We start from the raw sequence: 24,968 nt of genomic DNA on the forward strand, positions 1-24,968 counted from the left end.
GTAGATGATAGATGAAAATAATAGCTTTAAGCCTTTTCTTTATGTTTTTAATTTATTTTCAGGTTAAAGGATTAATAAAAAAGAAGGAATGGAAAGAGTTATTTGTCTATAGCCTATTAATGTCCATAGGAATTCTATATAGTTATGGGGTGCTTTTGGATTTAGACTTGCCTAATCCTATTTTGATATTATCAGATCTGTTTAAACCTATCTATGATTATATATTTGATCAATTATTAGCCTAAAAAAGAGTTGAGGAATCTTCCTCAACTCTTTTTTATGTTTTGAGTTAGATTTTATATAGTAAGAGAATAGATAGAGATTGCGATACTTTAGTAACTAGTGACGAGTAACCAGTAAATAGTAAATAGTAAATAGTAAATAGTAAATAGTAAATAGTAAATAGTAAATAGTAAATAGTAAATAGTAAATAGATTAACTTGTCACCTGTTACTAGTCACTCGTTACTGTCTCTTTATACTTATTAAATATCATTTACCTCTCTTCCTCATAAAAAACTTTTTCAGATAATATACTACTAAACTGACTATGGGTAGATAAATTCCTACAGCTATATTAATCCATAGTGAAGGACCTAAGCCAAACTCAAGATGTTGTATTCGACCAGGAGCGATAATGATTGATAGGTATCCTCCTATTATAGGTAGTATGATAGCTATTTTTTTGTATGAAATGTTAAAAAGATTAGAAAAGCCCTTTACTGCTCCATAGGTTAATAGTTTTATTTTTTTAAATAGGATTAAGGTAGTGCTTAAAGAGATAGAGAAATCAAGCTTTAGTAAGGTTCCATTAACTACCTGACCACTTCTAATTAAAGGGTAGCTTACTTGTTCTGATAATTTTACACCTAAGACTGAGATTATAGTAATAGTATTTATAGTTAATATTAGAAAAGAAAAAATAATAGCCATAATAAAGTATTGCTTACTTTTATTATGATCGTTGACTCTAGAGAATACCATAATAAAGACCACCAGTTCAGCCAGTGGGAAGGCTAATATTCCTGGATATATTTCCTTCCATACTGGAGTGAGTCCTTTAGCCAAAATTGGCTGTAAATTTGTGAAATCGGCACTAAAGAATAACAAGTAAAGGGTACTAGGTGTTAGTAGTAAGAAACCTAATACAATAGTAAAGGTGGTTACCCTTGCTATAGTCTCAATATTATGATAAACACAATAGATTACTAGTATAATAGTTAAAAAAGTAATTGATTTTAAATTGGCTTGAGGTACTAGAAAGTGGCTCAGCTGTCCTGCAAAATCTCTAATATTTCTAATTGCTATGTAAAAGAAGAAGCTAGAATAGATTAACCCAATTAACCATCCTAAATATTTACCGAATATCTTTTTGCTTATTTCAATTAAGTTTTTATTTGGGTCTATAGAAGCTATCTTGATATAAATAATTGCTAAGAGAATACCTATTGGTATAGCAATTAACATAACTAGATAAGAGTCCTGTTTTGCTTTAATACCAAGAGGAAATAAGATGGCACTACCAAGCATAAAGTTAATCACTATCAGAAAAAGCTGCAAGTTGGAGATTTTTTTCATATAATCACTCCGCAGATATATAATTAGTATAATTTATTTTTTGTATCTATAAGAATTTTATACCTATTAATAGTAGGCTTGAAAGTTTGTTTTTAATTTATATAACTATAAGTTGAAAAAATTAAAATTTATATGTATAACTCTGGTTATTAGTGTCAATGATAGTAATAGTAAAAATTGGAATAAATTAGGAGTGGTTAAGATGGAAAAGGTAAAATTGACTGGAGTTAATACTGCACAACTACCTGTTTTATCAAATAAAGAGATGTTAGATTTATTTAATAGAATGAATAATGGAGAGATAGAGGCTAGAAATCAGATAGTAAATGGAAATCTAAAGTTAGTATTAAGTGTCTTACAAAAGTTTAGAAATAATAGTCACCCATTAGATGACTTATTTCAGGTTGGTTGTATAGGCTTGGTTAAAGCAGTAGATAATTTTAAAGTAGATAAGGGGGTTAGATTTTCTACTTATGCGGTACCTATGATTTTAGGAGAAGTTAGACGTTATATTCGTGATAACCGGGAAATTAGAGTAAGTAGATCACTAAGAAAGATAGCTTATCGCACTTTGAAATTAAGAGATGAACTACTTAAGAAGAGAGGGAAGGAACCTAGTTTAGAAGAAATCTCCCAGAAATTAGATATTCCTAGATCAGATATAATCTATGCTTTAGAAGCGACCAAGAGTCCTATCTCTATTTTTACCCCTATATTTGAAGATGAAGGTGAACCATTAAGGATAATGGATCAAATAAGTGATAAAGGTGGAATAGGTTGGATTGAAGAGATAAATATGAGAAGAGGTTTTGAGGTTTTATCAGCTAGGGAAAGGTTAATAATTAATTTGAGGTTTTATGAAGGGGAAACTCAAGAGGAGATAGCTAATAGAGTAGGAGTCTCACAAGCCCAAATATCTAGAATTCAAAAGAAGGCTTTAGAGAAGTTAAAGAGTGCTATTGAACTAAAGGAGGAAGCAAAATGAGAAGAATATATTTTATTACATCAATAACTATAACACTAATTCTATTATTTTTATTAGGTAGTAGAACAGCTTTTGTATTAGAAGATAGAGACTATAATCCGTCTAATTTATTGAGGTTACATGTGATAGCTAATAGTAACTCTTTAATAGATCAATCTTTAAAAAGAAAGATTAGAGATAAGATTATCGAATCTAGTAAAACACTATTTGCAGATATAGAAAATATAACTGAAGCTAGTAATATTGTTAGAGAGCAAAAGAATCATTTGAGAGAAGTTGCAGAACAGGTAGTTAAAGATAAAGGATTTAATTATAAAGTAGATATTAATGTAGGAATGAGGAAATTTCCTACAAGAACTTATGGTAATATTACCTTGCCATCAGGAGATTATCAAGCTGTAAATGTAGTTATAGGAGAAGGAGAAGGTGCTAATTGGTGGTGTGTACTATTCCCCCCACTATGCTTTGTAGATTCAGTTGAAGAATCTTCACCAGAGATTTTGAAGGCAAAAGCAAATCAAATAGATGATGAAAAGATAGATATTCAGTTTAAATTTAAATTTGTAGAGTATATTAAAAAACATCCTGATTTAATTAAGAAGAATTTGAAATTAGCTGAGATATTCTCTTCTAGTAAATAAAAGATATAAACTCTCACCAATTGTCATTTATTACATAGAATGTAATAAACCGCGTTATAATTTTTTTAATAGAATGATTTAGTTATATTATTTAATCAGTTCTGCCAATATGACAAAGGAGGTGGGTTTGTGAAGAAGGAGAGAATAGAAAAGAAGATGAGGGAAATAGTAAAAAAGTATCGTAATATCCCTTACAAGCATAATGGTAGATCATTAACTGGTTTGGATTGTTTAGGTCTAACTATAGCTATATATAAAGAATTTGGAATCAAACTTCCATCTAATGATGGGGCATATGTCTCTGAAGAGTGGTATAAGGAAGATCCAGATCGCTATTTGAATGGATTGTTAAAGATAGGAAAACCTATTGGATCAGAAGATTTACAAGTATTAGATTTGGTTTATTTTGAATTATTAGATGGCATAGTAACTCATTCTGGAATTATGATTAATGATCATGAGTTTATTCATATTTTACAAAAAAGGGATGTAGAGGTTAGCCGTTTTAACCGTTTTTGGAGGAAGAAATATGCAGGAGCTAGGAGGCTAATCTAATATTAATAAAGAAAATAATAAAATCATTGAGTCCTAATAGAAATTATATTATAATATTAATACTATAAGAAAAAGGAGTCGAAACATATGAACAGAATAATAAAAGCTATTATAAATAGAGATATTCAGCTGTTCTATCTTATTAATCGTAAGATTAAATGTAGACTTCTAGATTTAATTATGCCTAGAATAACCCATTTGGGTGGAGCTATATTTACATTTACTGTTACTTTCTTATTAGTTTTCTTTGGAGGGGCTCAGTTTCGTCAAGTTGGTTGGGAAGCGATGATTGCTTTAGTTAGCAGTGGTATATTTGTTCAACTTGCTAAATATACCTTCAATCGTTCGCGACCTTATGAAGCATTAGAGAAAGTGAATTTGACTACCCCACCTTTTGATGTAAGATCTTTCCCATCTGGTCATACAACAGCAATTTTCTCTGTAGCTATGGTATTAGGATTTAATTTTCCAAGCTTTTATCCTGTTAGTCAAACTATAGCTGGATTAGTTGCAGTTTCAAGAGCTTATGTAGGTGTACACTATCCTTCTGATATAATAACAGGTGCTTTAATAGGAATCTATTTTTCTAATTGGGCACATGGATTATTTTAATTTATAAACTTAAATAAAACTACCCTTTAAATTTAAAGGGTAGTTTTATTTTTTTGTAATTATAGATTTAAATGTAATAATTATCTAGAGTTTCTTTTGAATGATTTACGAAATTTTACAATTAATTAATTTTTCCTTAACAATGATTTAATACTTTATGTATATAATATATTTAAACTAGTAATTAAGGGGGTAAGTACAATGAACTGCTTAACTAATCGTTTGTTGCTTAAAGATATAGAATTATTTAATTTCATCTATACTAAAGCAAGGTGTAAATTTTCAAATTGTTTTATGTCTTATATAACTCATTTAGGTGGAGCAGTTTTTACTATCACATTACCAGTATTATTAATTATTTTTGGAGATCAAAAATTGGATCAAGTTGCTTTTGAAATGTTATTAGTACTACTAAGTAGTAATTTATTTGTTCATATAATTAAAAGAATTGTTAACCGTTCAAGACCATATAGAGTTTTAGAGGATATTGATTTAGTTAAGATTCCTTTTGAAGAATACTCTTTTCCTTCAGGCCATACAACAGCAAGCTTTTCATTAGCGATTACATTAAGCTTCTTTTTTCCTTCACTTTCGTTTTTATTTCTATCTTTATCTTTTTTAGTTGGGTTATCAAGGATATATTTAGGTGTTCATTATCCCTCAGATGTAATTATTGGGATTCTTATTAGTATTGTTTTTTCTCTGGCCATTCACTTTAACTCTATAAGTTAAATAAATTTTTAGAGGAGGTAATTATGAGAATTGCTATATTTACTGATACCTTTTTGCCTCAGGTTAATGGTGTCACAAAGACCTTAGCTAAACTTAAGGAGTATTTAGAGAAAGAGGGAATAGATTATTTGATCTTTGCTCCTGATGACCCAGAAGCTGATAGTCTGAATTTTGAAAAGAATATACAAAGGATGCTTAGTTTTCGATTCTTCTTGTATCCAGAGTGTAGATTATCAGTACCCAATTACTTTAAGATTAAAAATAAATTGAATGAGTATCAACCAGATCTAATTCATATAGTAACACCTTTTAATCTTGGACTTTGTGGATTGAAATATGCTACTAGCTATGATATACCTCTAATCTCTTCTTATCACACTAATTTCACTCATTATTTAGATTATTATAACCTGCACTTTTTAGAAAAACCTATTTGGACTTTCTTTAGATGGTTTCATAGCCATTCTACAATCAATTTGTGTCCTTCCCAGTCTAGCTTAGAAGAACTAAGTGATAATGGAATTAAAAATCTAGAAATTTGGGATAGAGGTATTAACTCTAAATTATATTCTCCTCAATATAGAGATGAAGATTTACGGGAAAGTTATGAATTAGGAGATAGGATAACGCTATTATATGTAGGTCGGTTAGCACCAGAGAAGAATTTAAATTTGTTAATGGAGAGTATGAAGATCATTAATCAGAAATATAAAGATCAAGTCAGATTATTAATCACAGGAGATGGCCCTTTATTAGATAAATTAAAATCAGAAGCTCCTTCTAATGTTATTTTTACAGGATACTTAAAGGGACATAATTTGAGTAAAATATATGCTTCTGCAGATATTTTTGCATTTCCTTCTATAACAGAAACCTATGGGAATGTTATTTTGGAGGCAATGGCCTCAGGATTAGCAGTTGTTTCTTTCTTGGAAGGTGGAGTAAGAGAGAACTTAGAAGATGGATATAATGGATTGGCATGTGTCGAAGTTACTCCAGAAAGTTTTGCTATAAATTTGGAGAAAGTGATTATAAATAAGAAGTTGAGAGAAGAGTTAGCTGATAATGCATATAACTATGCTATAAATAAATCATGGGATAAAGTTTTTGAAAGATTAATTAATAATTATCAAGAGGTAATTAATTATGGTAGTAGAGAAGTCTTTATATCTGCATAATATATACTAAAAGGTGATGTTTAAACATCACCTTTTAGTATATATTATAAAAGTTATCCTCTATAATTATTGTCATTTTCTAAATAATCTCTCACAATATCTAAGGTCTCTCCAAATCTTTGAAAATGAACTACTTCTCTTTGTCTTAAGAAGCTTAAGGTATCAATAACTCCTGCATCATTACTAAGATTAATTAAGTTTTCATAGGTAGCTCTTGCTTTCTGTTCAGCAGCCAAATTCTCATGTAAAGTAGCAATAGGATCTTCGTGAGATTGAATATATGATGCTGTCCATGGAACTCCTGCTGCATCATGAGGATATAAGTTTTTACCATGTTGAGCATAATGAGCTCCTAAGCCCGCTTCTCTTAGGGCTTGAATTGGAACTCCTTCAGTTAATTTATAAATTAATGTCCCTAAAATTTCCCAATGAGCCAATTCTTCAGTTCCAATCTCAGTTAAAGTAGCTTTGGCTTCGCCTGTAGGTATAAAGTATCTTTGAGTTAAATATCTAATGCCTGCTGATAATTCACTATCAGGTCCACCATATTGCGCATAAAGGTATTTTGCCATTTCTAAATCATTCTTACTAACTTTAACAGGATATTGTAATATCTTTTCATAATTCCACACTTTACTTCCTCCTTTTTTAATAATTAATCTGCCATGGCCATTCAGTTTCGATATATTGCCATGGGTATTTACTAACACAATTAGTACATAAAGGACCATATCTTCTGACATAATCCATTTTCAATTCTTTATATTCTCTGACAATCATATTATGGTCTTCTAAAGCTTGTCGATTATTAGGGTGGGTATTAAGAAATAAACTAAGTTCTACTAAATAAAAGTCGAGAGCCATAAGTTCTTTAAGCATTTCCAATTGTTCTCTAGTCATCTTTTCACCTCCTTATATCTGTGACTAGATTCTTTTTCGTTTATATGGTCGATACAAATCGATAAAGATAGTTCCTATGCTTAATGCCTCCATTGGACTATAGCGTGAACCATAGTTTTGAAAGGGAATACAAGCTTCTGCTAGTTGGCAATCGCAGCTAGGTTTGTGCTCTCTTTCTATATTGGGCCTTCTATTAGCCATTAAATCACCTCCACAAATTAATCTAATATATCTTATTCCCATTAATAGAAAATTGTTAAACTTAATTCATAGACTGAAGTTGAAATTTTAGATTTGACTGTTTATGATTGAATTTGGTGATTGAAACATGGGTATTATAAGAGAGTAGACTTATATAATTCTCTTTTCGCACACAAGTCTGAGAAGCTACTTATAAAGTTTATGAAGTTATTTATAAATAACTGCTTGACTTTTCTGAATACTTATAATATAATCATAAATAAGAACAAACAATCAAAAACAATCATAAAATAAAGTGATAAAAAAAGTAAATAGTCATAGATGCTAAACTAAAAATAAATCTAAAGGTGATTAAATGTTTGCTGAAGAGCGTAGAGATAAGATCTTTGAATTGATTAAAGATGGAAAAGCTGTTGCAGTCAATGAACTCTGTGATATCTTTAATGTGTCTTCTTCTACTATAAGAAGAGACTTACAGCAGTTAGAAGATTCAGGATTGATTAATAGAACTCATGGTGGTGCTGTAGTGGCAGAAGGTAGAAAATTTGAACCATCTTTTATTGAGAAAGAAAAAGAACATCCTAATGCTAAGAAGAAGATTGCTAAGCAAGCATTAGAATTGATTGAAGATGGAGATACAATTATCTTAGATGCAGGAACTACTACTACTGAATTGGCTAGATTATTAGAAGAACTTTCAGATCTAACAATTGTAACTAATGCTACTAATATAGCTTTAGAATTATCTACAAGTAAACATCAGATAATTTTAACTGGAGGAATCTTAAAGAAAAAAACTTTAGCCATGGTTGGACCAATTGCAGAGTTAAACTTAAGAAATCTTAATCCAGATAAAGTTTTTTTAGGTGCTAATGGAATAACATTAAGTGATGGCCTAACAACTCCAGATTTAGTAGAAGCTAATACTAAAAAGGCGATGCTGGAACGAGCCAAAGAAGTAATTATACTAGCAGATCATAGTAAATTTGGAGAGACTGCTTTTGTTAAAATAGCAGAAATTAAAGATATAGATACAATTATAACTGATAGAGATTTAAATAGAGAAACCTTAAAGAAATTTAAAGATAATGTAGAAATTATCCTAGCTTAGGAGGTGAAAATATGATTATAACTTTAACTCTTAATCCTGCTGTAGATAAGACAGTTAAAATATCAAAATTTACATTAGGTACTTTAAATAGAATTAAAGCAGTTAGAAAAGATGCTGGAGGTAAAGGAATTAATGTTTCAAAGGTAATATCTGAGCTAGGTGGAGAAACTAAAGCATTTGGCTTTATAGGAGGTAGCAGTGGAGGTTTCATCAAAGAAAGTTTAAGCAAATTAAGTATTTATCATAATTTTACTCTGGTAAAGGATGATACTCGTACTAATTTAAAAATAATAGATATAAATAATAAGCAAGAAACTGAAGTGAATGAACCTGGCCCACAGATCACTAATATTGAATTATGTAAATTGGAAAAAGATTTATTAGATAGTATAGATCAGAATGACTTAATCATTATGGGTGGAAGTTTACCTCAAGGCCTTCCTCAAAACACTTATGCTAGTCTAATAGAAGAAGTTCAAAGTAAAGGAGCTAAGGTGATTTTGGACACCTCTAATAAACCTCTAATAGAAGGATTAAAGGCTAAACCATATCTAGTTAAGCCTAATTTAGATGAATTAGAGACTTTATTTAATAAAAGACTAGATAGTATTGATAAGATTGTAGAATCAGGGAAAAAATTATATCAACAAGGGATTAAGATTGTAGTTATCTCTCTTGGTGGTGAAGGTTCGATTGTAATTAGTAAAGAGGGAGTCTGGAAGATAAGACCTCCTAAAGTCAAAGTGGCAAGCACAATAGGAGCAGGAGATACTTTGGTGGGTTCTCTTTCCTTAAAGTTAAATGAAGGAGTAGATTTAAAAGAGGCCTTGCTTTATGCTACAGCTGCTAGTGCTAGTACTGTTACTAAAGCAGGAACTCAGATTTGCAGTAAAGAAGAGGTAAAGAATTTAGTTAAAGAGGTTGAAATAGAAATTTTAGAATAAAGGAGTGAGCATTGAATGAAGATTAGTAATTTAATGAGTAAAGATTTAATTAAGCTTAAATTAGATAGTAATACTAAGAATGAAGTTTTATCAGAAATGGTAGATCTTTTAGACCAAGCTGAAAGAATTACTTCAAAAGAAGATTTCTACCAGACTATTTTGGAGAGGGAAGAAAAAAGTACGACTGGAGTGGGAAATGGAGTTGCCATACCTCATGGTAAGAGTAGTGTAGTAAAAGAGCCTACACTAGTATTTGCTAAATCAGAGGAAGGTGTTGAATTTGGAAGTTTTGATGATAAACCAGCCAAAATCTTCTTTATGATTGCAGTACCTGAAGGTAAAAATGATGATCATTTAAAGGTATTAGCTAAATTATCAAGGAAATTGATGCATGCTGATTTTAGAGAAGCTTTATTATCTGTTGATACAAAAGAGGAATTGTTAAAAGTAATTGAAGAGAATGAATAACAGCTGAGATAGAGATTTATTAAATTGACATAGGGCAGATTTCATGTATAAGTTTTATAAGAACCCCCTATTATAATATCTTCATCGGAGAGGGTATTAGATATGGAGTCTGCTTAATATAAATTATTATCTTAAAAGGGGGAAATACAATGAAAATATTAGCTGTAACTGCTTGTCCAACTGGTGTAGCTCATACTTATATGGCTGCTGAGGCTTTAGAAGGAGCTGCAAAGGAGAAAGGAATAGATATTAAGGTAGAGACTAGAGGTTCTGTTGGAGTAGAAAATGCTTTAACTACAGAAGATATTAAAGAAGCAGAAGCAATTATTGTTGCTGCTGATACCGATGCAGATGTTGATCGTTTTAAAGGAAAACCTGTTGTATCTGTTCCTGTAGGAGATGCTATTAAAGATCCTAAAGGATTAATTGACAGAGCTTTAGATAAGGCTAAAGATTTTGAGCCACAAGAGGATTTATATTCTGATGTGGCAAAGCATAAGTCTGAAAGAAGAGAAGAAAGAAGTGGATTCTACAAGCACTTAATGAATGGTGTATCTAATATGTTACCTTTTGTTGTTGCTGGGGGATTGGCGATTGCTATATCATTTGTCTTTGGTATTAAGGCTTTTGAACAAGAAGGGACATTGGCTGCAGCATTGATGCAAATTGGTGGTGGAACAGCATTTGCTTTGATGATTCCAGTATTAGCAGGATTTATTGCTAGCTCTATTGCTGATCGACCTGGTTTTGCTCCTGGTATGGTTGGTGGTATGTTAGCTGCTAATATCGGTGCTGGTTTCTTAGGTGGTTTAGTAGCCGGTTTCTTAGCAGGTTATATTACTAAGTGGTTGAATGACACTATTAAGTTACCAAAGAATTTTCAAGGTTTAAAACCTGTATTGATTTTACCACTATTATCTGTTTTGATCGTAGGTTTATTAATGATCTATGTACTAGGTACACCGATGAAGAATATCATGGATGGATTGACAGCTTGGTTACAAGGAATGTCAGGTACAAATAGAGTATTGTTAGGTTTGATTTTGGGTGCAATGATGGCCTTTGATATGGGTGGTCCAGTTAATAAAGCAGCATATACCTTTGCAACTGGATTGTTAGCTTCAAAAGTTTATGCTCCAATGGCTGCAGTAATGGCTGCTGGAATGGTACCACCATTAGGACTTGCATTAGCTACATTTATTGCTCCTAAGAAATTTGATAACCAACAGAAAGAAGCAGGTAAAGCAGCAGCAGTATTAGGAATATCTTTTATCACAGAAGGAGCAATTCCTTTTGCAGCAGCTGATCCAGTAAAAGTAATACCATCTATTATGGCAGGTTCTGCAGTAACAGGTGCTTTATCAATGTTATTTAATGCTACTTTAAGAGCTCCTCATGGTGGAATCTTTACTGTATTCATTCCTGGAGCAGTAGGCAATGTATTGATGTATGCTGTATCTATCTTAGTTGGTACAGTGGTAACTGCTTTATTAATCAGTAGCTTAAAAGATGAAGTTAAAGCATAATATAAATTAATTATTTAATAAAAATGCCCCATTTGGGGCATTTTTTAATTGTTATTATAAATGATTATTATAGTGTTTAAATATTTTTAAATACATAATTTCTTATATAATTTAAAGAATTATTGACACAATTATCATAAAAATGGTATAATATCTAAAAAGAAACAAAATAATTATTGGGGGCTTATAATGAAAAATAAACTTATTTTAACTATCTTGGTAACATTAATTTTAGGAATGACTATTAATGTGAGTGCGGCTAATTATAAAGATGAGTTAGAAGGATATGGAGGGCTTAGTTATTATACTTTCGACGAAGATAAAGTTGGTGAAGATTCTAGTGTAGGATTTTTTACTGGTATTAGAAAATGGAATTCTGATAAATTAGCATTTGGAGCAGAATTTAACTATACAAGCTATGATTTTGAAGCAGTAGAATATGATGGTTTTTATGGTTTGTATTATTACAATGTAGATGTTTCTTTAATTGGTCTTTTAGGTACTCTTACATATAAATTATCAGATAATATATCTTTAAATGGTGCTTTAGGATATTATTCTTATGACGTTGATTCTTATGAATTAGATTCTGATTCAGAAAGTGATTTAGGAATTAAATTTGGTATAGAGACAGCTATGCCGCTTAGTACTAACATGGACTTTGTAGGAAAAATTTCTTATAGAGTTCTTGAAATTGAAGATGCTGATTTTGATGGGTTAGAGTTATCTACTGGATTTACAGTTAGGTTTTAATATATGATAACAATGAAAAGAGCCAATATCGGCTCTTTTTTTATTTTAGGGTTAGAAAAATAAAAGCCTAGACCTGTTTTGCTAAAGATTAACTATTCTCAATGTTCAAATATTGTGTTTTTAAAGAAATTATTATATAATTTATAAAAAGTCTTTTATTAATAATCTTTATATTAATTTATACATTTACAACAACATACTTTAAATATATATCAGCCTTTGAGGTGAAAACAAATGAGAAAAAATTTAGGAAGACGAGAAAAGGTACTTGATTTATTGTATCAAGCCGAGGGGAATTATTTATCTGGAGAAGAGTTAAGTAATAAATTAGGAGTTTCTCGCACAACAATCTGGAAGTATATTAAATATTTGCGAGAGGCAGGATATCATATTGACTCTTCATCAAAGATTGGCTATAGATTAATTACTCCTGCTGATAATTTATTACCAGAAGAGATTAAACGTAATCTGAATACAGATGTAATTGGTCAAAAGATAATTTATTATAAAGAGATAGAATCGACCAATGATGCAGCTAAGAAGTTAGCTCAAAGTGGACTAAAAGAAGGAACAATAGTTGTCTCTGAGGAGCAGAAGAAAGGTAAGGGGCGTTTAGGTAAAGAGTTCTGTAGTCCTTTAGGAGGGATTTGGATATCCTGCATTCTGCGCCCTGATATCAAGCCTACCTTGGCTACTAGAGCTACCTATATTGCTTCTTTAGCTATAGTTAAGACGATAAATAAGCTAAGTGATGTAGATGCTAAGATAAAATGGCCTAATGACATTTTAGTTGGAGACAAGAAGGTTAGTGGAATTTTGACTGAGATGGGTGCTGAGTTAGATAGAGTTGATTACCTAGTAGTTGGGATGGGAATTAACCTTAATTTTCCTTTAGATAGTTTTGACAAATCTTTACATAATAAAGTAACTACTATCTATCATGAGACAAGCAAGAAGATAAGTAGAGTTAAATTTGTACAGGTTCTATTAGAAGAGATAGAGGTGATTTATCAGAAATTAAATGACTTTGAAGATATATTAGAAGAGTGGAAAGAATATTCTTATACAATTGGTAAGCAGGTTCAGGTAGAGAGTAGTAAGGAGAAAGTTTCAGGAACAGCTATTGATATAGCTAGTGATGGTGCTTTAATTGTTAAAGTGGGCAATGAAATAAGAAAGTTTTATTCTGGAGAAGTTTCTTTAGGTCATAGTAATTTTAGTTCAGGAAATTAATATAATTTTTCCAACTTTAGAATGAGGTTTAAAATGAAGTAAAGTTGGAGAACAGTGACAAGTGACTAGTAACGAGTGACGAGTAAAAAATATAAAAATATTATAGAATTCACTTTGGACATTTATATAGATAATAATGTGATGAGGAGAGGAAGTTAATGATTTTAGCTATAGATGTAGGTAATACTAATACTGTGTTGGGTTTATATGAACAAGATGAATTACTAATAGATTGGAGAGTTTCTACAGATAGAGGTAAGACTATTGATGAATATGGAATTTTATTCAGAAATCTTTTTGAGAGTAACAGTTTTAAATTAGAAGAGATTGATAGAATTATTATTTCATCGGTTGTTCCACCAGTGATTAACACTTTAGATGAGGTAGCTATTAAGTACTTTGGAGTAGAAGCTTTAATTATAGGTCCAGGAGTTAAAACTGGGATTAATATAAAGATGGATAATCCAAAAGAAGTAGGGGCAGATAGAATTGTAAATACAGTAGCAGCTAATAACTTATATGGTGGGCCAGCCATTATTATTGATTTTGGGACAGCAACTACTTTTGATGTACTATCTAAACAAGGTGAATATGTCGGTGGGGTTATTGCTCCTGGTATTGGAATATCAACAGAAGCTTTATTTAATCAAGCTGCTAAATTACCTAAAATTGAGTTGAATTTTCCTCCCAAGGTAATTGCTAAAAATACTCATAATGCCTTACAATCTGGTATTTTATATGGTTTTGTTAGTCAAGTTGATGGAATTGTAAAGAGGATGAAAGAAGAGATATCTGAGGAAATTAAAGTGATAGCTACTGGAGGTTTAGCTGAGTTGATCAGTCCATATTCTGAAGAGATAGATATACATAATGAATTTCTTACATTAGAGGGATTAAGGTTTATTGAGAAGATGAATAGATAGTAGTTGCTAGTCAAAACTAAGAGTAAAATTTCTATTTAATTTTTATGATTCAGCTAAAGGTTAGTGTTGCTGCTGATATAGAGTGATGATAATCATTTTTTATTAACTAATAGTTAAAATTTATTTAATATAAATTAAAGTATCAAAGGAGACTTTTAGGTTTCCTTTTTATCTTTGTAGCGTATTTAAATGTAAAAGAGGTGATGATATTGTTGATAGGAGATTTAGAATTAGATAATCCAGTAATTTTAGCACCAATGGCAGGTGTTACTGATTTACCATATCGCAAGATAGTTAAGAAGATGGGATGTGGCTTAGTATGTACAGAGATGGTAAGTGCAAATGGATTGATTCATAATAATAGAAGAACAGAAGAGATGCTAGAGATAGATACAGAGGAACGGCCGGTTTCTTTACAGATATTTGGTAATGATCCAGAAGTTATGGCTAAAGCAGCTAAAATAGTAGAATCTGTCAGTCAGCCTGAGATAATAGATTTAAATGTAGGATGTCCTACTCCTAAAATTGTCAAAAATGGCTATGGTTCTGCTTTAATGAAAGAACCTAGACTACTTGCTCAGATAGTTAAAAGTATGGTCGAAGCTGTTAATACACCTGTTACTATTAAGATTAGAACAGGTTGGGATCAAGATAATATTAATGCTGTAGAAATAGCTAAAATTGCAGAGAATAATGGTGCTCAAGCTATAGCAGTACATGGTAGAACTAGAAGTCAATTTTATAGTGGTAAAGCAGATTGGAGCATTATAGCTGATGTAAAGAGATCTGTTTCTATTCCTGTAATAGGTAATGGTGATATTTTTAGTCCAGAGGATGCTATAAAAATGATAGATGAGACGGGTTGTGACGGTATAATGATTGGAAGGGGAGCTCAAGGTAATCCCTGGATATTTAAAAGAACTGCTCACTATCTAAAAACTGGAGAGTTATTGCCATTGCCAAAATCATCTGAGAAGATAGATATAGCTATTGAGCACTTAGATAATCTAGTAGATTATAAAGGAGAGTATGTAGCAGTTAGAGAGATGAGAAAGCATACATCATGGTATATTAAAGGTCTTCGCAATTGTACAGTGATAAAAGATATGTTAAACCAGACGAAAAATGCATTTAAAATGAAAGATATATTATTAGAATATAGAGCTCAGTTAAGCTGACATCAATTTTGATGTCAGCTTTTTTTCTTTTTTATACATAAATTTTAGATAGTTGTTACATATTAAATTGAGAGTTTTATAGTAAAATTTTCAAGAGGTGGTAGTGATGAAGAGAGTTATAAGTATTAGTTTAGGTTCCTCAACAAGAGACCATAAGGTAGAAATAGATATTCTAGGAGAACATTTTATCATTGAACGAATTGGTACAAATGGTGATATTGATCAAGCTATTAAATTATTTAAACAGTTAGATGGAAACGTAGATGCTTTTGGTCTAGGAGGGATAGATCTATATTTATATGCAGGCAAGAAAAAATATTTATTAAGAGATGCTAAAAAAATAGTAAAAAACATTAACAAAACTCCTATAGTTGATGGAAGTGGTTTGAAAAATACTTTAGAAAGAGCTGCTATTAGGTCTATTAATAACAAAGTAGATTTAAAAAATAAAAAAGTTTTAATAGTTTGTGCATTAGATAGGTTTGGGATGGCGGAAGCTTTTAATAATATAGGAGCAGATTTGTTAATTGGTGACTTAATCTTTGGACTTGGACTGCCTGTACCTCTTAAATCTTTAGAGATTTTATATAATGTAGCTAAAATTATTATGCCTGTGGTAAGCAAGTTACCCTTTAACCTTTTATATCCAACAGGAAATGAACAAGAGAATATAAAGAATAAATATAATAAATACTATGATTGGGCTGATATTATAGCAGGTGATTTTCATTACATAAAGAGATATCTGCCAAAGGATTTAGATAATAAGGTTGTTATAACTAATACAATAACTTCATCAGATGTGAACTTATTAAAGGATAGAGGGATAAGTAAGTTAATAACAACTACACCGGAATTTAGAGGTCGGTCTTTTGGCACCAATGTAATGGAAGCAGTTCTGGTTACATTATTAGATAAGCCTTTAGAAGAAATTAGAATTTCAGATTATTTAAATATATTACGTGAAATTAAGTTTGAACCACGAATTGAAGATTTTGATCAATTTTATATGTCAAATAATTAAGAGGTTATAGAGATATAATTTGCTCCAAGTTATGAGGAGGTAAAGCAATGAACAAATTTGGTTTTATTATTCATCCACTTACAATAAAAGATATTGCTAGAAAATTTCCTGTTTCTAAATTTTTCTCTGATGATTTAATGAAGAAGGTAATTAAACTAGTACCCCCATTTAAAGCATCTAAGATAACAGGTGTTAAGTCAGATTTAGGAATTGAAACCGAAGGATATTTTATATGTTGTCCACTTACATCAAAACAGATGATAGAAGCTCCAGTAGAGGAAGTGATGGAAAAGATTATTTCGGCTGGAAATATAGCCATAGATTTAGGATGTCAAATTGTAGGTTTAGGTGCATTTACTTCTGTAGTAGGGGACAAAGGAGTTACAGTAGCCAAAAATTTAGATATTCCAGTAACTACAGGGAACAGCTATACAGTTGCCACTGCTTTAGAAGGGACTAAATTAGCTAGTGATATAATGGGAATTAATATAAAGAAAAGTAATATATTAATTGTAGGAGCAACTGGATCTATAGGTAAAGCCTGTACAAGGATTTTAGCTAGAGATAATAATTATTTGATGTTAGCTGCTAGGAGAGAAGAGAAGCTAGAAGAGTTGGCTCAAGAGATAAGGGGTAAATACAATACCCAGGTAAAATTTAGTGTTGATTTAAATAGCTTATTACCAGAGGCTGATATAATTATTACAGTTTCAAGTTCAATAAATAGTTTAATTGATGTTTCTTTATTAAGATCAGGAGCTATTGTTTGTGATATTGCTCGTCCTAGAGATGTTGCAGAAGAAGTTGCTTGTAAAAGAGAGGATATCTTAGTCATAGATGGAGGAATAGTAGAGGTGCCAGGAAAAGTACAGTTTAATTTAGATTTTGGTTTTCCTCCAGGAACATCTTATGCATGTATGGCAGAAACAATGATCTTGGCATTAGAAGGAAGGCTTGAAAACTATAGTTTGGGACCAGAACTTGAAATGGAAAGAATATTAGAAATAAGTAGTTTAGCTATAAAACATGGTTTTAAATTATCGAGTCTTAGAAGCCTAGAAAGAGAGATAACTTTACAGCAACTTAGTAAGGTTAGAAGAATACTAAGCTCCACTTGACAAATTTTTCAAATTGAGCTATAATAAATTATTAAAGTGGATTAAATAGTGTTAGGCTAATATGTCTTGACACTATTTTATATTTTTGAAATAATAAATATATTATCATAATAAAGAAAAGGGGTAATTCAGAATGAAAGAAGAGCGTGTTGTTATATCTGAAGAAGGATTAAATAAATTAAAAGAAGAATTACAATACCTCAGAGGACCGAAACGAAAAGAGGTAGCTCAAAGAATAAAAGAAGCAAGAGCCCTTGGTGATATCAGTGAAAACTCTGAATATGATGATGCTAAAAATGAACAAGCTTTTGTAGAAGGAAGGATAAAAGAGCTTGAGCAGATGGTGAAAAATGCTGAGGTTTTAAATACAGAAGAGATAGATACTACTAAAGTGAGCATAGGGACTAGGGTAAAAATTAAAGATTTAGACTTTGATGAAGAAGAAGAATATACAATAGTTGGATCTACAGAATCTAATCCAGATGATCAAAAGATTTCTAATTCTTCGCCGATTGGTAAAGGTTTAATGGGACATAGTGTTGGAGATGTAGTTGAAATTAATGTACCAGCTGGAACAATTAAATTTGAAATTTTATCAATTAAAAAATAGTATATTTAATACAATTTGGGGGTATATAAGATTATGGTAGAAAATGATTTGAATGAATTGATGTTAGAACGTCGTAAAAAGTTAGATGAATTGAACGAGAAAGGTGTTGAAGCTTATAGTAATGATTTTGAGCGAGAGGACTTAATAGCTGATATCCTATCTGACTTCGAAAAATTAGAAAGTGAAGAAAGAGTTATTAAAACTGCAGGAAGAATTATGGCTTTAAGAAATCATGGTAAATCTACTTTTGCTGATATTATGGACATGTCTGGAAAAGTTCAGATTTATGGTCAAAAAAATAAGCTCGGTGAAGAAGATTACGATTTATTAACTAGTTTGAATATTGGAGATCATATCGGTGTAGAAGGAACAGTATTTAAAACTAGACGTGGAGAGATAAGTATTAGAGTTTCTGGATTTAAATTATTATCCAAATCTCTACGACCATTACCAGAAAAATGGCATGGGCTAAAAGATGTGGAATTAAGATATCGACAAAGATATGTAGATTTAGTGGTAAATCCTGATGTTAAAGAAAAGTTTATTTTAAGAAGTAAAATATTACATAATATTAGAAGATACTTAGAGGATAAAGGTTTCTTAGAAGTTCAAACTCCATTAATGCATCCGATTGCTGGTGGGGCTTCTGCAAGACCTTTTGTTACTCATCATAATGCTTTAGATATTGATTTATATATGAGAATTGCACCAGAGCTTTATCTGAAGAGGTTGTTAGTAGGTGGTTTTGAAAAAGTCTTTGAATTAGGTAAGAATATGAGAAATGAAGGATTATCTACTAAGCATAACCCTGAATTTACTTCTTTAGAGTTATATCAATCATATGCAGATTATGAAGATATGCTTGATATTACTGAAAATTTAATAAAAACGGTAGCTCAAAATGTACTGGGGCACCTAGAAGTTGAATATGGTGGATTAGAAATTAATTTAGCTAATTGGGATAGAATGACTATGGTGGATTCTATTAAAAAATATACTGATGTAGATTTTGCAGAAGTTAATACGCTAGAAGAAGCAAAAATATTAGCTGATGATAAAGATGTACATTATGATGAAAATACTTCTATTGGTGAAATTATTAATGAGTTTTTTGAGGAATTTGTAGAAGAGAAGTTGATTCAACCTACCTTTATTACTCAATATCCTGTAGAAGTATCTCCTTTGGCTAAAAGAAATCCGGATAATCCCAATTTTACAGATAGATTTGAATTATTCATAGCGGGTAATGAGATTGCTAATGCATTTTCTGAGCTTAATGATCCAATTGATCAAAAAGATAGATTTGAGGATCAGGTATCTCAAAGAGAAGCAGGAGATGATGAGGCACATATGATGGATGAAGACTTTATTAGAGCTCTTGAATATGGTATGCCGCCAGCAGGAGGGTTAGGAATTGGTATTGATAGATTAATTATGTTGTTAACTAATTCACCTTCAATTAGAGAAGTTATATTATTCCCTCATTTGAGACCGGAAAATAAATAGGCAACTAAACTATATGTTGGGAGAGGTGGAGTTCCACCTCTTTTTTCATTTGTTGTTATAAATTGATATAAAAAATACCTCTAGCATATGTTATAATATCAGGTATACAGTAAATATTAAAAATATGAGGTGTTTATAAATGAATAGTTATAAGTCAGTAGTTTTGATAATATTACTGATCTGTTTTTTTAATTCATATGATATATACGCAGATGATCATATAGATAATAGTTTTAGTGTTGCTGAAGGTTTGTCTTTTGATAAATTAGATTTAGATACTGATTTTTTATATAGAAATAAAAAAATATATAAATTAGATATTCAAAATTTAGTTTCTCCTCATGTTAGCTATTCTAAAAATGTAAAAGGTATATACATCAATGCGTGGATAGCAACTAATGAGGGGAAAGTTAACAAATTAATAGAAGAAATTGGGGAAAGTGATTTAAATGCTATTGTAGTTGATTTGAAAGAAACAACAGGAAGAATTACATTTACCAAAGGTAAGAACGAAAAGAAAAACTTATTTGAGAACGGATTAAAAGTATTAATAGATAAAGCTCATAAGAAAGGGATTTATGTTATTGGGCGTTTAGCTGTATTTAAAGATTCAAATTTAGCAAAATCTAATAAGAATTATGCTTTAAAATATGTACTAGCTGAAGATGGTCAAACTATAATTAATAGTGATAATTGGGTAGATCCTTTTTCGGAAGACATATGGAAATATAATTTAGATATTGCAAAAAAGGCTGCAGAATTAGGATTAGATGAGATTCAGTTTGATTATGTTAGATTTCCTACTTTAGCGTTAAACAGTAAATTTATCATTAGATCCAAAAAGAATAATTCAAAAGTTGATGCTATTGTTGGTTTTTTAAAATATGCAAAAAAGGCTTTAAAAGAATACGATGTTTTAACTTCTGCAGATGTTTTTGGCTTAACTACAACCGTTAAGGGGGATTTATCAATTGGTCAAGATATAACTAAACTTATCAATTATGTTGATTACTTATCTCCTATGATTTATCCATCTCACTATAATTCTGGAATGTATGGGGTTGATAATCCAGATAAGAATCCCTATGAGATAATCTTTGAAAGTCTAGAAGATGCTAAAGAAAAATTAGGGGATGACGGTCATAAGTTACGTCCTTGGTTACAAGATTTTTCTCTAAGACATAGATATACAAATAAAGAGGTTAAAGAACAGATAAAAGCAGTAAAAGATAATCAACTATCAGGATGGTTATTATGGAATCCAAGATCAAAATATACAATTTCAGCAGTAAAAAGTTTAGAGAAGGGAATGAATAAGAGGTGGAATATACAGGGGAGCGAGTTATTCCGAAAAAAATGAGTCCTAAGAATGGATTATTAATAGAGCATATAGCGAGATATAAGTTTGCCAGTCAATTTATAGAAGGGCGAGTATTAGATATTGCTTGTGGCTCTGGGTATGGTACAGAGATATTAATGGCTATGGGTGAAGGAATAAAAGAAATAATTGGTGTTGATGTAGATGAAGAAACTATAAATTATGCAAAATCTAATTATCAATACCCATGGAATAAATTCATGGTAGGGAATGGTGTTAATGATGACTTGGTACAAAAACTTGGTGAGTTTGATTGTATAATTAGCATGGAAACTGTAGAACATATTAAGGATGATTATAAATTTATCAAAAATTTAAAAAAGATGCTCAAGAGAAATGGAAAGCTGATAATTTCTACTCCTTTTGGAAGAGGTAGAGATTATGAGTGTTCTAATCCTTATCATTATCGCCAATATACAGAAGGAGAATTTAGAAATTTACTAAGTTGTTTTAATGAAGTGGAAATATATTGTCAATGTGACAAGACTATTGAAAAAGCAATAGAAGGTAAAAAATATTATCTAATGCTTGGAGTTTGTAATGATTAACCTTTCTTTTGAGCAAGACAAGATTAGAAATAAGATATTATTCTGATATTTAATAGCTTTTGTTAAAAAATCATATTGACTTAATATCTTATTCTGCTAGCTGTTCTTGGAGGAAAGCTTAAAATTTTATAATATCCTTGATAGATATTTAAACTGTTGATATAGTTATTGTCTTTGATTTTGTTGTTTAATAATTTAATTTTTTGTTAAATCAAACTTAGTGTAAAATAAGTGTAGGTAAATTTAATCAAAAAATTAGAAAAAGGACTCCTCTTTTGATAAAGTGTTAAGTACCTAATCAAAACACATCAAGGAGGAGTCCCTATGGATACAATTATACAGCAGTTTGGAGAAAAAATTAAGGATAATTCAGAAGAATTTTTAAAAAATATTCTATTGAGTGATAAAGAAGATATTTCAGACTTTATAAATACTCTAAGAAAAGACTTTGATGAATTAGGTAAAGANTTGTGTAAGTATATTATAGAAGTAATAGATGAAGTAATTAAGGAAAGTCCTGAGCGTAAAAAGAATTGGAAGATAGTAAGAAAAAAGAAGAGAAAATTGATAACAGAGTTTGGTGAAGTTGAATTTGAGAGAAGGTATTATAAATCTAAGTTCAATAAAGAGTATGAACATTTAGCAGATAAAAAATTAGGTATAGATAAGTATCAAAGGATAGATACTGGCTTAGAAGCAAAGATAGTAGATTTATCAATTGATAAATCTTACGCCAAAGTAGGAGAGGAAGTAGTGAATAATTTAACTATAACAGGTCAAACAGTTATGAATAAAATAAGAAAATTAGGTAAAATAGAAAACGATAAATTAAGTAATCCGAAAGCAAAAAGAAAGATTGATTATTTATATATAGAAGCTGATGAAGACCATGTTTCTTTGCAAAACGGGAAGAATGCTGTACCAAGATTAGTTTATGTTCATGAAGGAATTATTAAAGAAAATGGTAGAAATAAGTTAAAGAACAGTTATTCCTTTTCAGGTATGTATAACAAGTCGGAAGACTTGTGGCTAGAAATTATGGACTATATAGAGGATAATTACGACTTTGATAGCATAAAGCAGATTTATATTGCAGGAGATGGGGCACTTTGGATTAAAGAGGGTTTAAAGTGGTTGCCTAAAAGTAAGCAGATACTAGATAGATATCATTTAAATAAGTATGTTTTAAAGGCTACAGGACATGCCCAAAAGCTTAGATTTGATCTTTGGCAAGGAATAAATAATTTAGATAAAGTACAGATAAAAGAGATATTTAGTGAATTGATATCTCAAGCTGAAAAGGAATCTAAGAAGAAAGCGATAAGACAAAGTAGAAGCTATATTTATAATAACTGGGCTGGAATAGTAAACTATTATAAAGATGAAAATGCTATTGGTTGTAGTGCTGAAGGTCATGTTAGTCATATATTATCAGATAGATTAAGTTCAAGACCAATGGGTTGGTCTGAAGTAGGAGTAGATCAGATGGCAAGATTAAGGTCTTTTAAATTTAATGGAGGAACAGAATACGAATTAAAAGAAATTATTCTAGAGAAAGCAAGAAAAGAGCAAAAAGAAGAAAAAATAGTGGAAATAGAATCAAAAGTAGTGAAAAATAATTTGAAAAAGAAATTTGCTGAACCAAGCAATAATATCCCAAGTATAAATAAAGGAGTAAGAACTAGACTGTTTAAAGCAGTAAAGTCATTGCTTTAATTATCAAAAGAGGAGTTTTAAACTTTTACCTACAGAAACTTGACACTATCGCATTTAAATTTTTATTGAATATTATGTAATACAAATGTTATAATATTAGTGAGGTGATTAATATGCAAACTATAAAAATCCGTAAAGTTGGAAATAGTTATGGTTTTACTATTCCTAAAGAACTTATGGAAAAATATCATTTGAAAGAAGGGGAAGAACTTCATCTTATTGAAGAAAATGATGGTTTTACATTAACCCCTTATGACCCTGAATTTGAAAAATGGACTAAATCTTTTGAAAAAACAAATCAAAAATTTAAGAATACATTAAAGGAACTATCTAAATGAAAAGCATAAATTTTATTCCTAAAAAAGCTATACTCTATTTTCATGAACAATTAATTCAAATTTACGGTGGTAGCACAGGAGTAAGAGATGAAAAACTTCTTGATTCTGCTATCCAACAACCTAAAAGCACTTTTGAAGGTGAATATCTGCATAATAGTATATTCAAAATGGCATCAGCCTATGGATTTCACTTGTGCAAAAATCATCCATTTGTAGATGGAAATAAGCGAATTGCTCTTGTTGCTATGGATACATTTCTTCAAAATAATGGCTATGAAATAACTGCATCTGAGAAAGAAACTTATACAATAATGATAAAACTGTCTTCTGAAGGTCTTTCAAAAGATGAATTAACAAATTGGTTAAAACAAAATACTACTTCTATCTAAACTTCTTGGTAATTTAAGTTTTTACCAAGAGGTTTTTCTCTTTTGATGAAAATATAAAACCCTCAGTTAGCAAAATGTCTTATAACGTCCCAGAGTTTCGCGACATCTCATAGACGCACCTATCCCTCACATCAATCTATATCTAACATAAGTCCTCGCCACCTTCACCTCTGATCAAAATTAGATGTCGTTAAACTCTTGTTACATGAAGTGCGTAGCGCCTTCTATGGAGTTTTATATTTATTTTTACCTCCATAAACTTGCGATAACTTGGATTCTATTTAGCTTATTCTTGCCCTTAACATCTATTTTCTTGTCCAACTTTACTAATTAACTATACCATAATCATCAATTAAGCAAATTTAGGCCTACTCCAACCACTTCTCACTAACCCATGTTATTAAAAATCATACTTTACACTACGCAGACCTCTCTCTGTCTCGTAATGTCAAATCTGAATTTAATTCTTTACCCATTAAAAGCAATAATAATCTCAACTCTACACCTTTAAACTCTCTTCCTTTAACTAACTTTTTGCCACACACTGGGCATACTGCTGCTTTCCCATGCTCTTCACAATAATCTTGCCACTCTATCTTCTCAATTTCTCTTACTTCATCTTGTCCAAATGTCTGTCGACATTTATTCAATTCATCCCTTTTGCAACCAGCATATATCCCATAATATCTTACTACCTTCAAATGTGGCATCGGCACATGCAATAGGAATCTACGGATAAATTCTTCGACTTTTAAAGTCATTACCTTTCTATTAGATCCATCCTTATTGTCATCATAATAAAATTTAACTTCCTTCTCATTATA

29 protein-coding genes are annotated in these 24,968 nt (G+C 30.6%); 24 read left to right on the forward strand and 5 right to left on the reverse strand.

Annotated features, from left to right (window positions below):
* The first annotated feature begins 11 nt into the window (after positions 1–11).
* Positions 12–245, forward strand: coding sequence for a hypothetical protein (locus OREMA_RS0112060; protein WP_018249519.1), 234 nt, complete (start codon positions 12–14; stop codon positions 243–245).
* A gap of 246 nt (positions 246–491) precedes the next feature.
* Here OREMA_RS0112060 and OREMA_RS0112065 read toward each other — a convergent pair whose 3' ends face one another.
* The gene (locus OREMA_RS0112065) at positions 492–1,577 is read right to left on the reverse strand and encodes a GerAB/ArcD/ProY family transporter (RefSeq protein WP_018249520.1); all 1,086 of its coding nucleotides are present in this window, start codon (positions 1,575–1,577) and stop codon (positions 492–494) included.
* Between the two features lie 202 nt (positions 1,578–1,779).
* On the opposite strand from OREMA_RS0112065, the gene OREMA_RS0112070 reads away from it, so the two are divergent.
* The 6 genes from OREMA_RS0112070 to OREMA_RS0112095 all read left to right on the forward strand — a co-directional run bounded on the left by OREMA_RS0112070 (position 1,780) and on the right by OREMA_RS0112095 (position 6,280).
* Entirely contained in the window at positions 1,780–2,562 is a 783-nt protein-coding gene (locus OREMA_RS0112070) for a SigB/SigF/SigG family RNA polymerase sigma factor (protein WP_018249521.1), read from the forward strand.
* Positions 2,559–3,203 (forward strand): stage II sporulation protein R, encoded by a 645-nt coding sequence (spoIIR, locus tag OREMA_RS0112075; RefSeq protein WP_018249522.1) that lies wholly within the window; start codon positions 2,559–2,561, stop codon positions 3,201–3,203. Before OREMA_RS0112070 ends, spoIIR begins: the two co-directional genes overlap by 4 nt.
* Before the next feature lie 129 nt (positions 3,204–3,332).
* Positions 3,333–3,758, forward strand: a complete 426-nt coding sequence (locus OREMA_RS0112080) for a C40 family peptidase (protein WP_018249523.1) — start codon at positions 3,333–3,335, stop codon at positions 3,756–3,758.
* An 87-nt stretch (positions 3,759–3,845) separates the two neighbouring features.
* On the forward strand, positions 3,846–4,370 hold the full coding sequence (locus OREMA_RS0112085) for a phosphatase PAP2 family protein (protein ID WP_018249524.1): 525 nt from the start codon (positions 3,846–3,848) through the stop codon (positions 4,368–4,370).
* Between the two features lie 201 nt (positions 4,371–4,571).
* Complete coding sequence (locus tag OREMA_RS0112090; RefSeq protein WP_018249525.1) at positions 4,572–5,102, forward strand: phosphatase PAP2 family protein; 531 nt, start codon at positions 4,572–4,574, stop codon at positions 5,100–5,102.
* 23 nt (positions 5,103–5,125) lie between these two features.
* The gene (locus tag OREMA_RS0112095) at positions 5,126–6,280 is read left to right on the forward strand and encodes a glycosyltransferase family 4 protein (RefSeq protein WP_018249526.1); all 1,155 of its coding nucleotides are present in this window, start codon (positions 5,126–5,128) and stop codon (positions 6,278–6,280) included.
* Positions 6,281–6,333: 53 nt separating this feature from the next.
* Here OREMA_RS0112095 and OREMA_RS0112100 read toward each other — a convergent pair whose 3' ends face one another.
* The 3 genes from OREMA_RS0112100 to OREMA_RS18695 are packed head-to-tail and all read right to left on the reverse strand — an operon-like array spanning position 6,334 to position 7,381.
* Positions 6,334–6,912, reverse strand: coding sequence for a manganese catalase family protein (locus OREMA_RS0112100; RefSeq protein WP_018249527.1), 579 nt, complete (start codon positions 6,910–6,912; stop codon positions 6,334–6,336).
* Positions 6,913–6,928: 16 nt separating this feature from the next.
* Positions 6,929–7,180, reverse strand: coding sequence for a spore coat protein CotJB (locus OREMA_RS0112105; RefSeq protein WP_018249528.1), 252 nt, complete (start codon positions 7,178–7,180; stop codon positions 6,929–6,931).
* Between the two features lie 24 nt (positions 7,181–7,204).
* Positions 7,205–7,381: a spore coat associated protein CotJA gene (locus OREMA_RS18695; protein WP_018249529.1), complete on the reverse strand. Its 177-nt coding sequence runs from the start codon at positions 7,379–7,381 to the stop codon at positions 7,205–7,207.
* A 355-nt stretch (positions 7,382–7,736) separates the two neighbouring features.
* On the opposite strand from OREMA_RS18695, the gene OREMA_RS0112115 reads away from it, so the two are divergent.
* The 17 genes from OREMA_RS0112115 (at position 7,737) to OREMA_RS0112195 (ending at position 24,144) form a co-directional block, all read left to right on the forward strand.
* Positions 7,737–8,492 carry a DeoR/GlpR family DNA-binding transcription regulator gene (locus tag OREMA_RS0112115; RefSeq protein ID WP_018249530.1) on the forward strand — a complete coding sequence of 252 codons (756 nt, stop codon included), beginning with the start codon at positions 7,737–7,739 and terminating at the stop codon, positions 8,490–8,492.
* Between the two features lie 11 nt (positions 8,493–8,503).
* Positions 8,504–9,436 carry a 1-phosphofructokinase gene (gene pfkB / locus OREMA_RS0112120; protein WP_018249531.1) on the forward strand — a complete coding sequence of 311 codons (933 nt, stop codon included), beginning with the start codon at positions 8,504–8,506 and terminating at the stop codon, positions 9,434–9,436.
* 15 nt (positions 9,437–9,451) lie between these two features.
* Positions 9,452–9,904, forward strand: coding sequence for a PTS sugar transporter subunit IIA (locus tag OREMA_RS0112125; RefSeq protein ID WP_018249532.1), 453 nt, complete (start codon positions 9,452–9,454; stop codon positions 9,902–9,904).
* A gap of 149 nt (positions 9,905–10,053) precedes the next feature.
* The gene (locus OREMA_RS0112130; protein ID WP_018249533.1) at positions 10,054–11,430 is read left to right on the forward strand and encodes a PTS fructose transporter subunit IIC; all 1,377 of its coding nucleotides are present in this window, start codon (positions 10,054–10,056) and stop codon (positions 11,428–11,430) included.
* Positions 11,431–11,619: 189 nt separating this feature from the next.
* Positions 11,620–12,183: an outer membrane beta-barrel protein gene (locus OREMA_RS0112135; protein WP_018249534.1), complete on the forward strand. Its 564-nt coding sequence runs from the start codon at positions 11,620–11,622 to the stop codon at positions 12,181–12,183.
* 234 nt (positions 12,184–12,417) lie between these two features.
* Entirely contained in the window at positions 12,418–13,416 is a 999-nt protein-coding gene (locus OREMA_RS0112140; RefSeq protein ID WP_018249535.1) for a biotin--[acetyl-CoA-carboxylase] ligase, read from the forward strand.
* A gap of 158 nt (positions 13,417–13,574) precedes the next feature.
* Complete coding sequence (locus OREMA_RS0112145) at positions 13,575–14,339, forward strand: type III pantothenate kinase (protein ID WP_018249536.1); 765 nt, start codon at positions 13,575–13,577, stop codon at positions 14,337–14,339.
* Positions 14,340–14,548: 209 nt separating this feature from the next.
* On the forward strand, positions 14,549–15,517 hold the full coding sequence (dusB, locus tag OREMA_RS0112150; RefSeq protein ID WP_018249537.1) for a tRNA dihydrouridine synthase DusB: 969 nt from the start codon (positions 14,549–14,551) through the stop codon (positions 15,515–15,517).
* Positions 15,518–15,623: 106 nt separating this feature from the next.
* The gene (locus tag OREMA_RS0112155; RefSeq protein ID WP_018249538.1) at positions 15,624–16,541 is read left to right on the forward strand and encodes a hypothetical protein; all 918 of its coding nucleotides are present in this window, start codon (positions 15,624–15,626) and stop codon (positions 16,539–16,541) included.
* 47 nt (positions 16,542–16,588) lie between these two features.
* Positions 16,589–17,659 (forward strand): SDR family NAD(P)-dependent oxidoreductase, encoded by a 1,071-nt coding sequence (locus OREMA_RS0112160; RefSeq protein ID WP_018249539.1) that lies wholly within the window; start codon positions 16,589–16,591, stop codon positions 17,657–17,659.
* A 133-nt stretch (positions 17,660–17,792) separates the two neighbouring features.
* Positions 17,793–18,269: a transcription elongation factor GreA gene (greA, locus tag OREMA_RS0112165; protein ID WP_018249540.1), complete on the forward strand. Its 477-nt coding sequence runs from the start codon at positions 17,793–17,795 to the stop codon at positions 18,267–18,269.
* A gap of 33 nt (positions 18,270–18,302) precedes the next feature.
* Positions 18,303–19,775 carry a lysine--tRNA ligase gene (gene lysS, locus OREMA_RS0112170; RefSeq protein ID WP_018249541.1) on the forward strand — a complete coding sequence of 491 codons (1,473 nt, stop codon included), beginning with the start codon at positions 18,303–18,305 and terminating at the stop codon, positions 19,773–19,775.
* Positions 19,776–19,914: 139 nt separating this feature from the next.
* Positions 19,915–21,135, forward strand: coding sequence for a putative glycoside hydrolase (locus tag OREMA_RS0112175; RefSeq protein WP_018249542.1), 1,221 nt, complete (start codon positions 19,915–19,917; stop codon positions 21,133–21,135).
* Positions 21,096–21,701 carry a class I SAM-dependent methyltransferase gene (locus OREMA_RS0112180; protein ID WP_026188994.1) on the forward strand — a complete coding sequence of 202 codons (606 nt, stop codon included), beginning with the start codon at positions 21,096–21,098 and terminating at the stop codon, positions 21,699–21,701. Before OREMA_RS0112175 ends, OREMA_RS0112180 begins: the two co-directional genes overlap by 40 nt.
* 324 nt (positions 21,702–22,025) lie before the next feature.
* Positions 22,026–23,417 (forward strand): ISLre2 family transposase, encoded by a 1,392-nt coding sequence (locus OREMA_RS0112185; protein ID WP_018249544.1) that lies wholly within the window; start codon positions 22,026–22,028, stop codon positions 23,415–23,417.
* A gap of 113 nt (positions 23,418–23,530) precedes the next feature.
* A complete protein-coding gene (locus OREMA_RS0112190; RefSeq protein WP_018249545.1) occupies positions 23,531–23,755 on the forward strand; it encodes an AbrB/MazE/SpoVT family DNA-binding domain-containing protein in 225 nt (74 codons plus the stop codon).
* The gene (locus tag OREMA_RS0112195; RefSeq protein WP_018249546.1) at positions 23,752–24,144 is read left to right on the forward strand and encodes a type II toxin-antitoxin system death-on-curing family toxin; all 393 of its coding nucleotides are present in this window, start codon (positions 23,752–23,754) and stop codon (positions 24,142–24,144) included. The genes OREMA_RS0112190 and OREMA_RS0112195 overlap by 4 nt, the downstream gene beginning before the upstream one ends.
* Positions 24,145–24,563: 419 nt before the next feature.
* On the opposite strand, the gene OREMA_RS0112200 is transcribed toward OREMA_RS0112195, so the two are convergent.
* The coding region (locus OREMA_RS0112200) for a transposase (protein ID WP_026188996.1) at positions 24,564–24,968 on the reverse strand (405 nt) is incomplete at its 5' end.

Origin of the sequence: Orenia marismortui DSM 5156 (assembly GCF_000379025.1) — a bacterium.
Taxonomy (GTDB): domain Bacteria; phylum Bacillota; class Halanaerobiia; order Halobacteroidales; family Halobacteroidaceae; genus Orenia; species Orenia marismortui.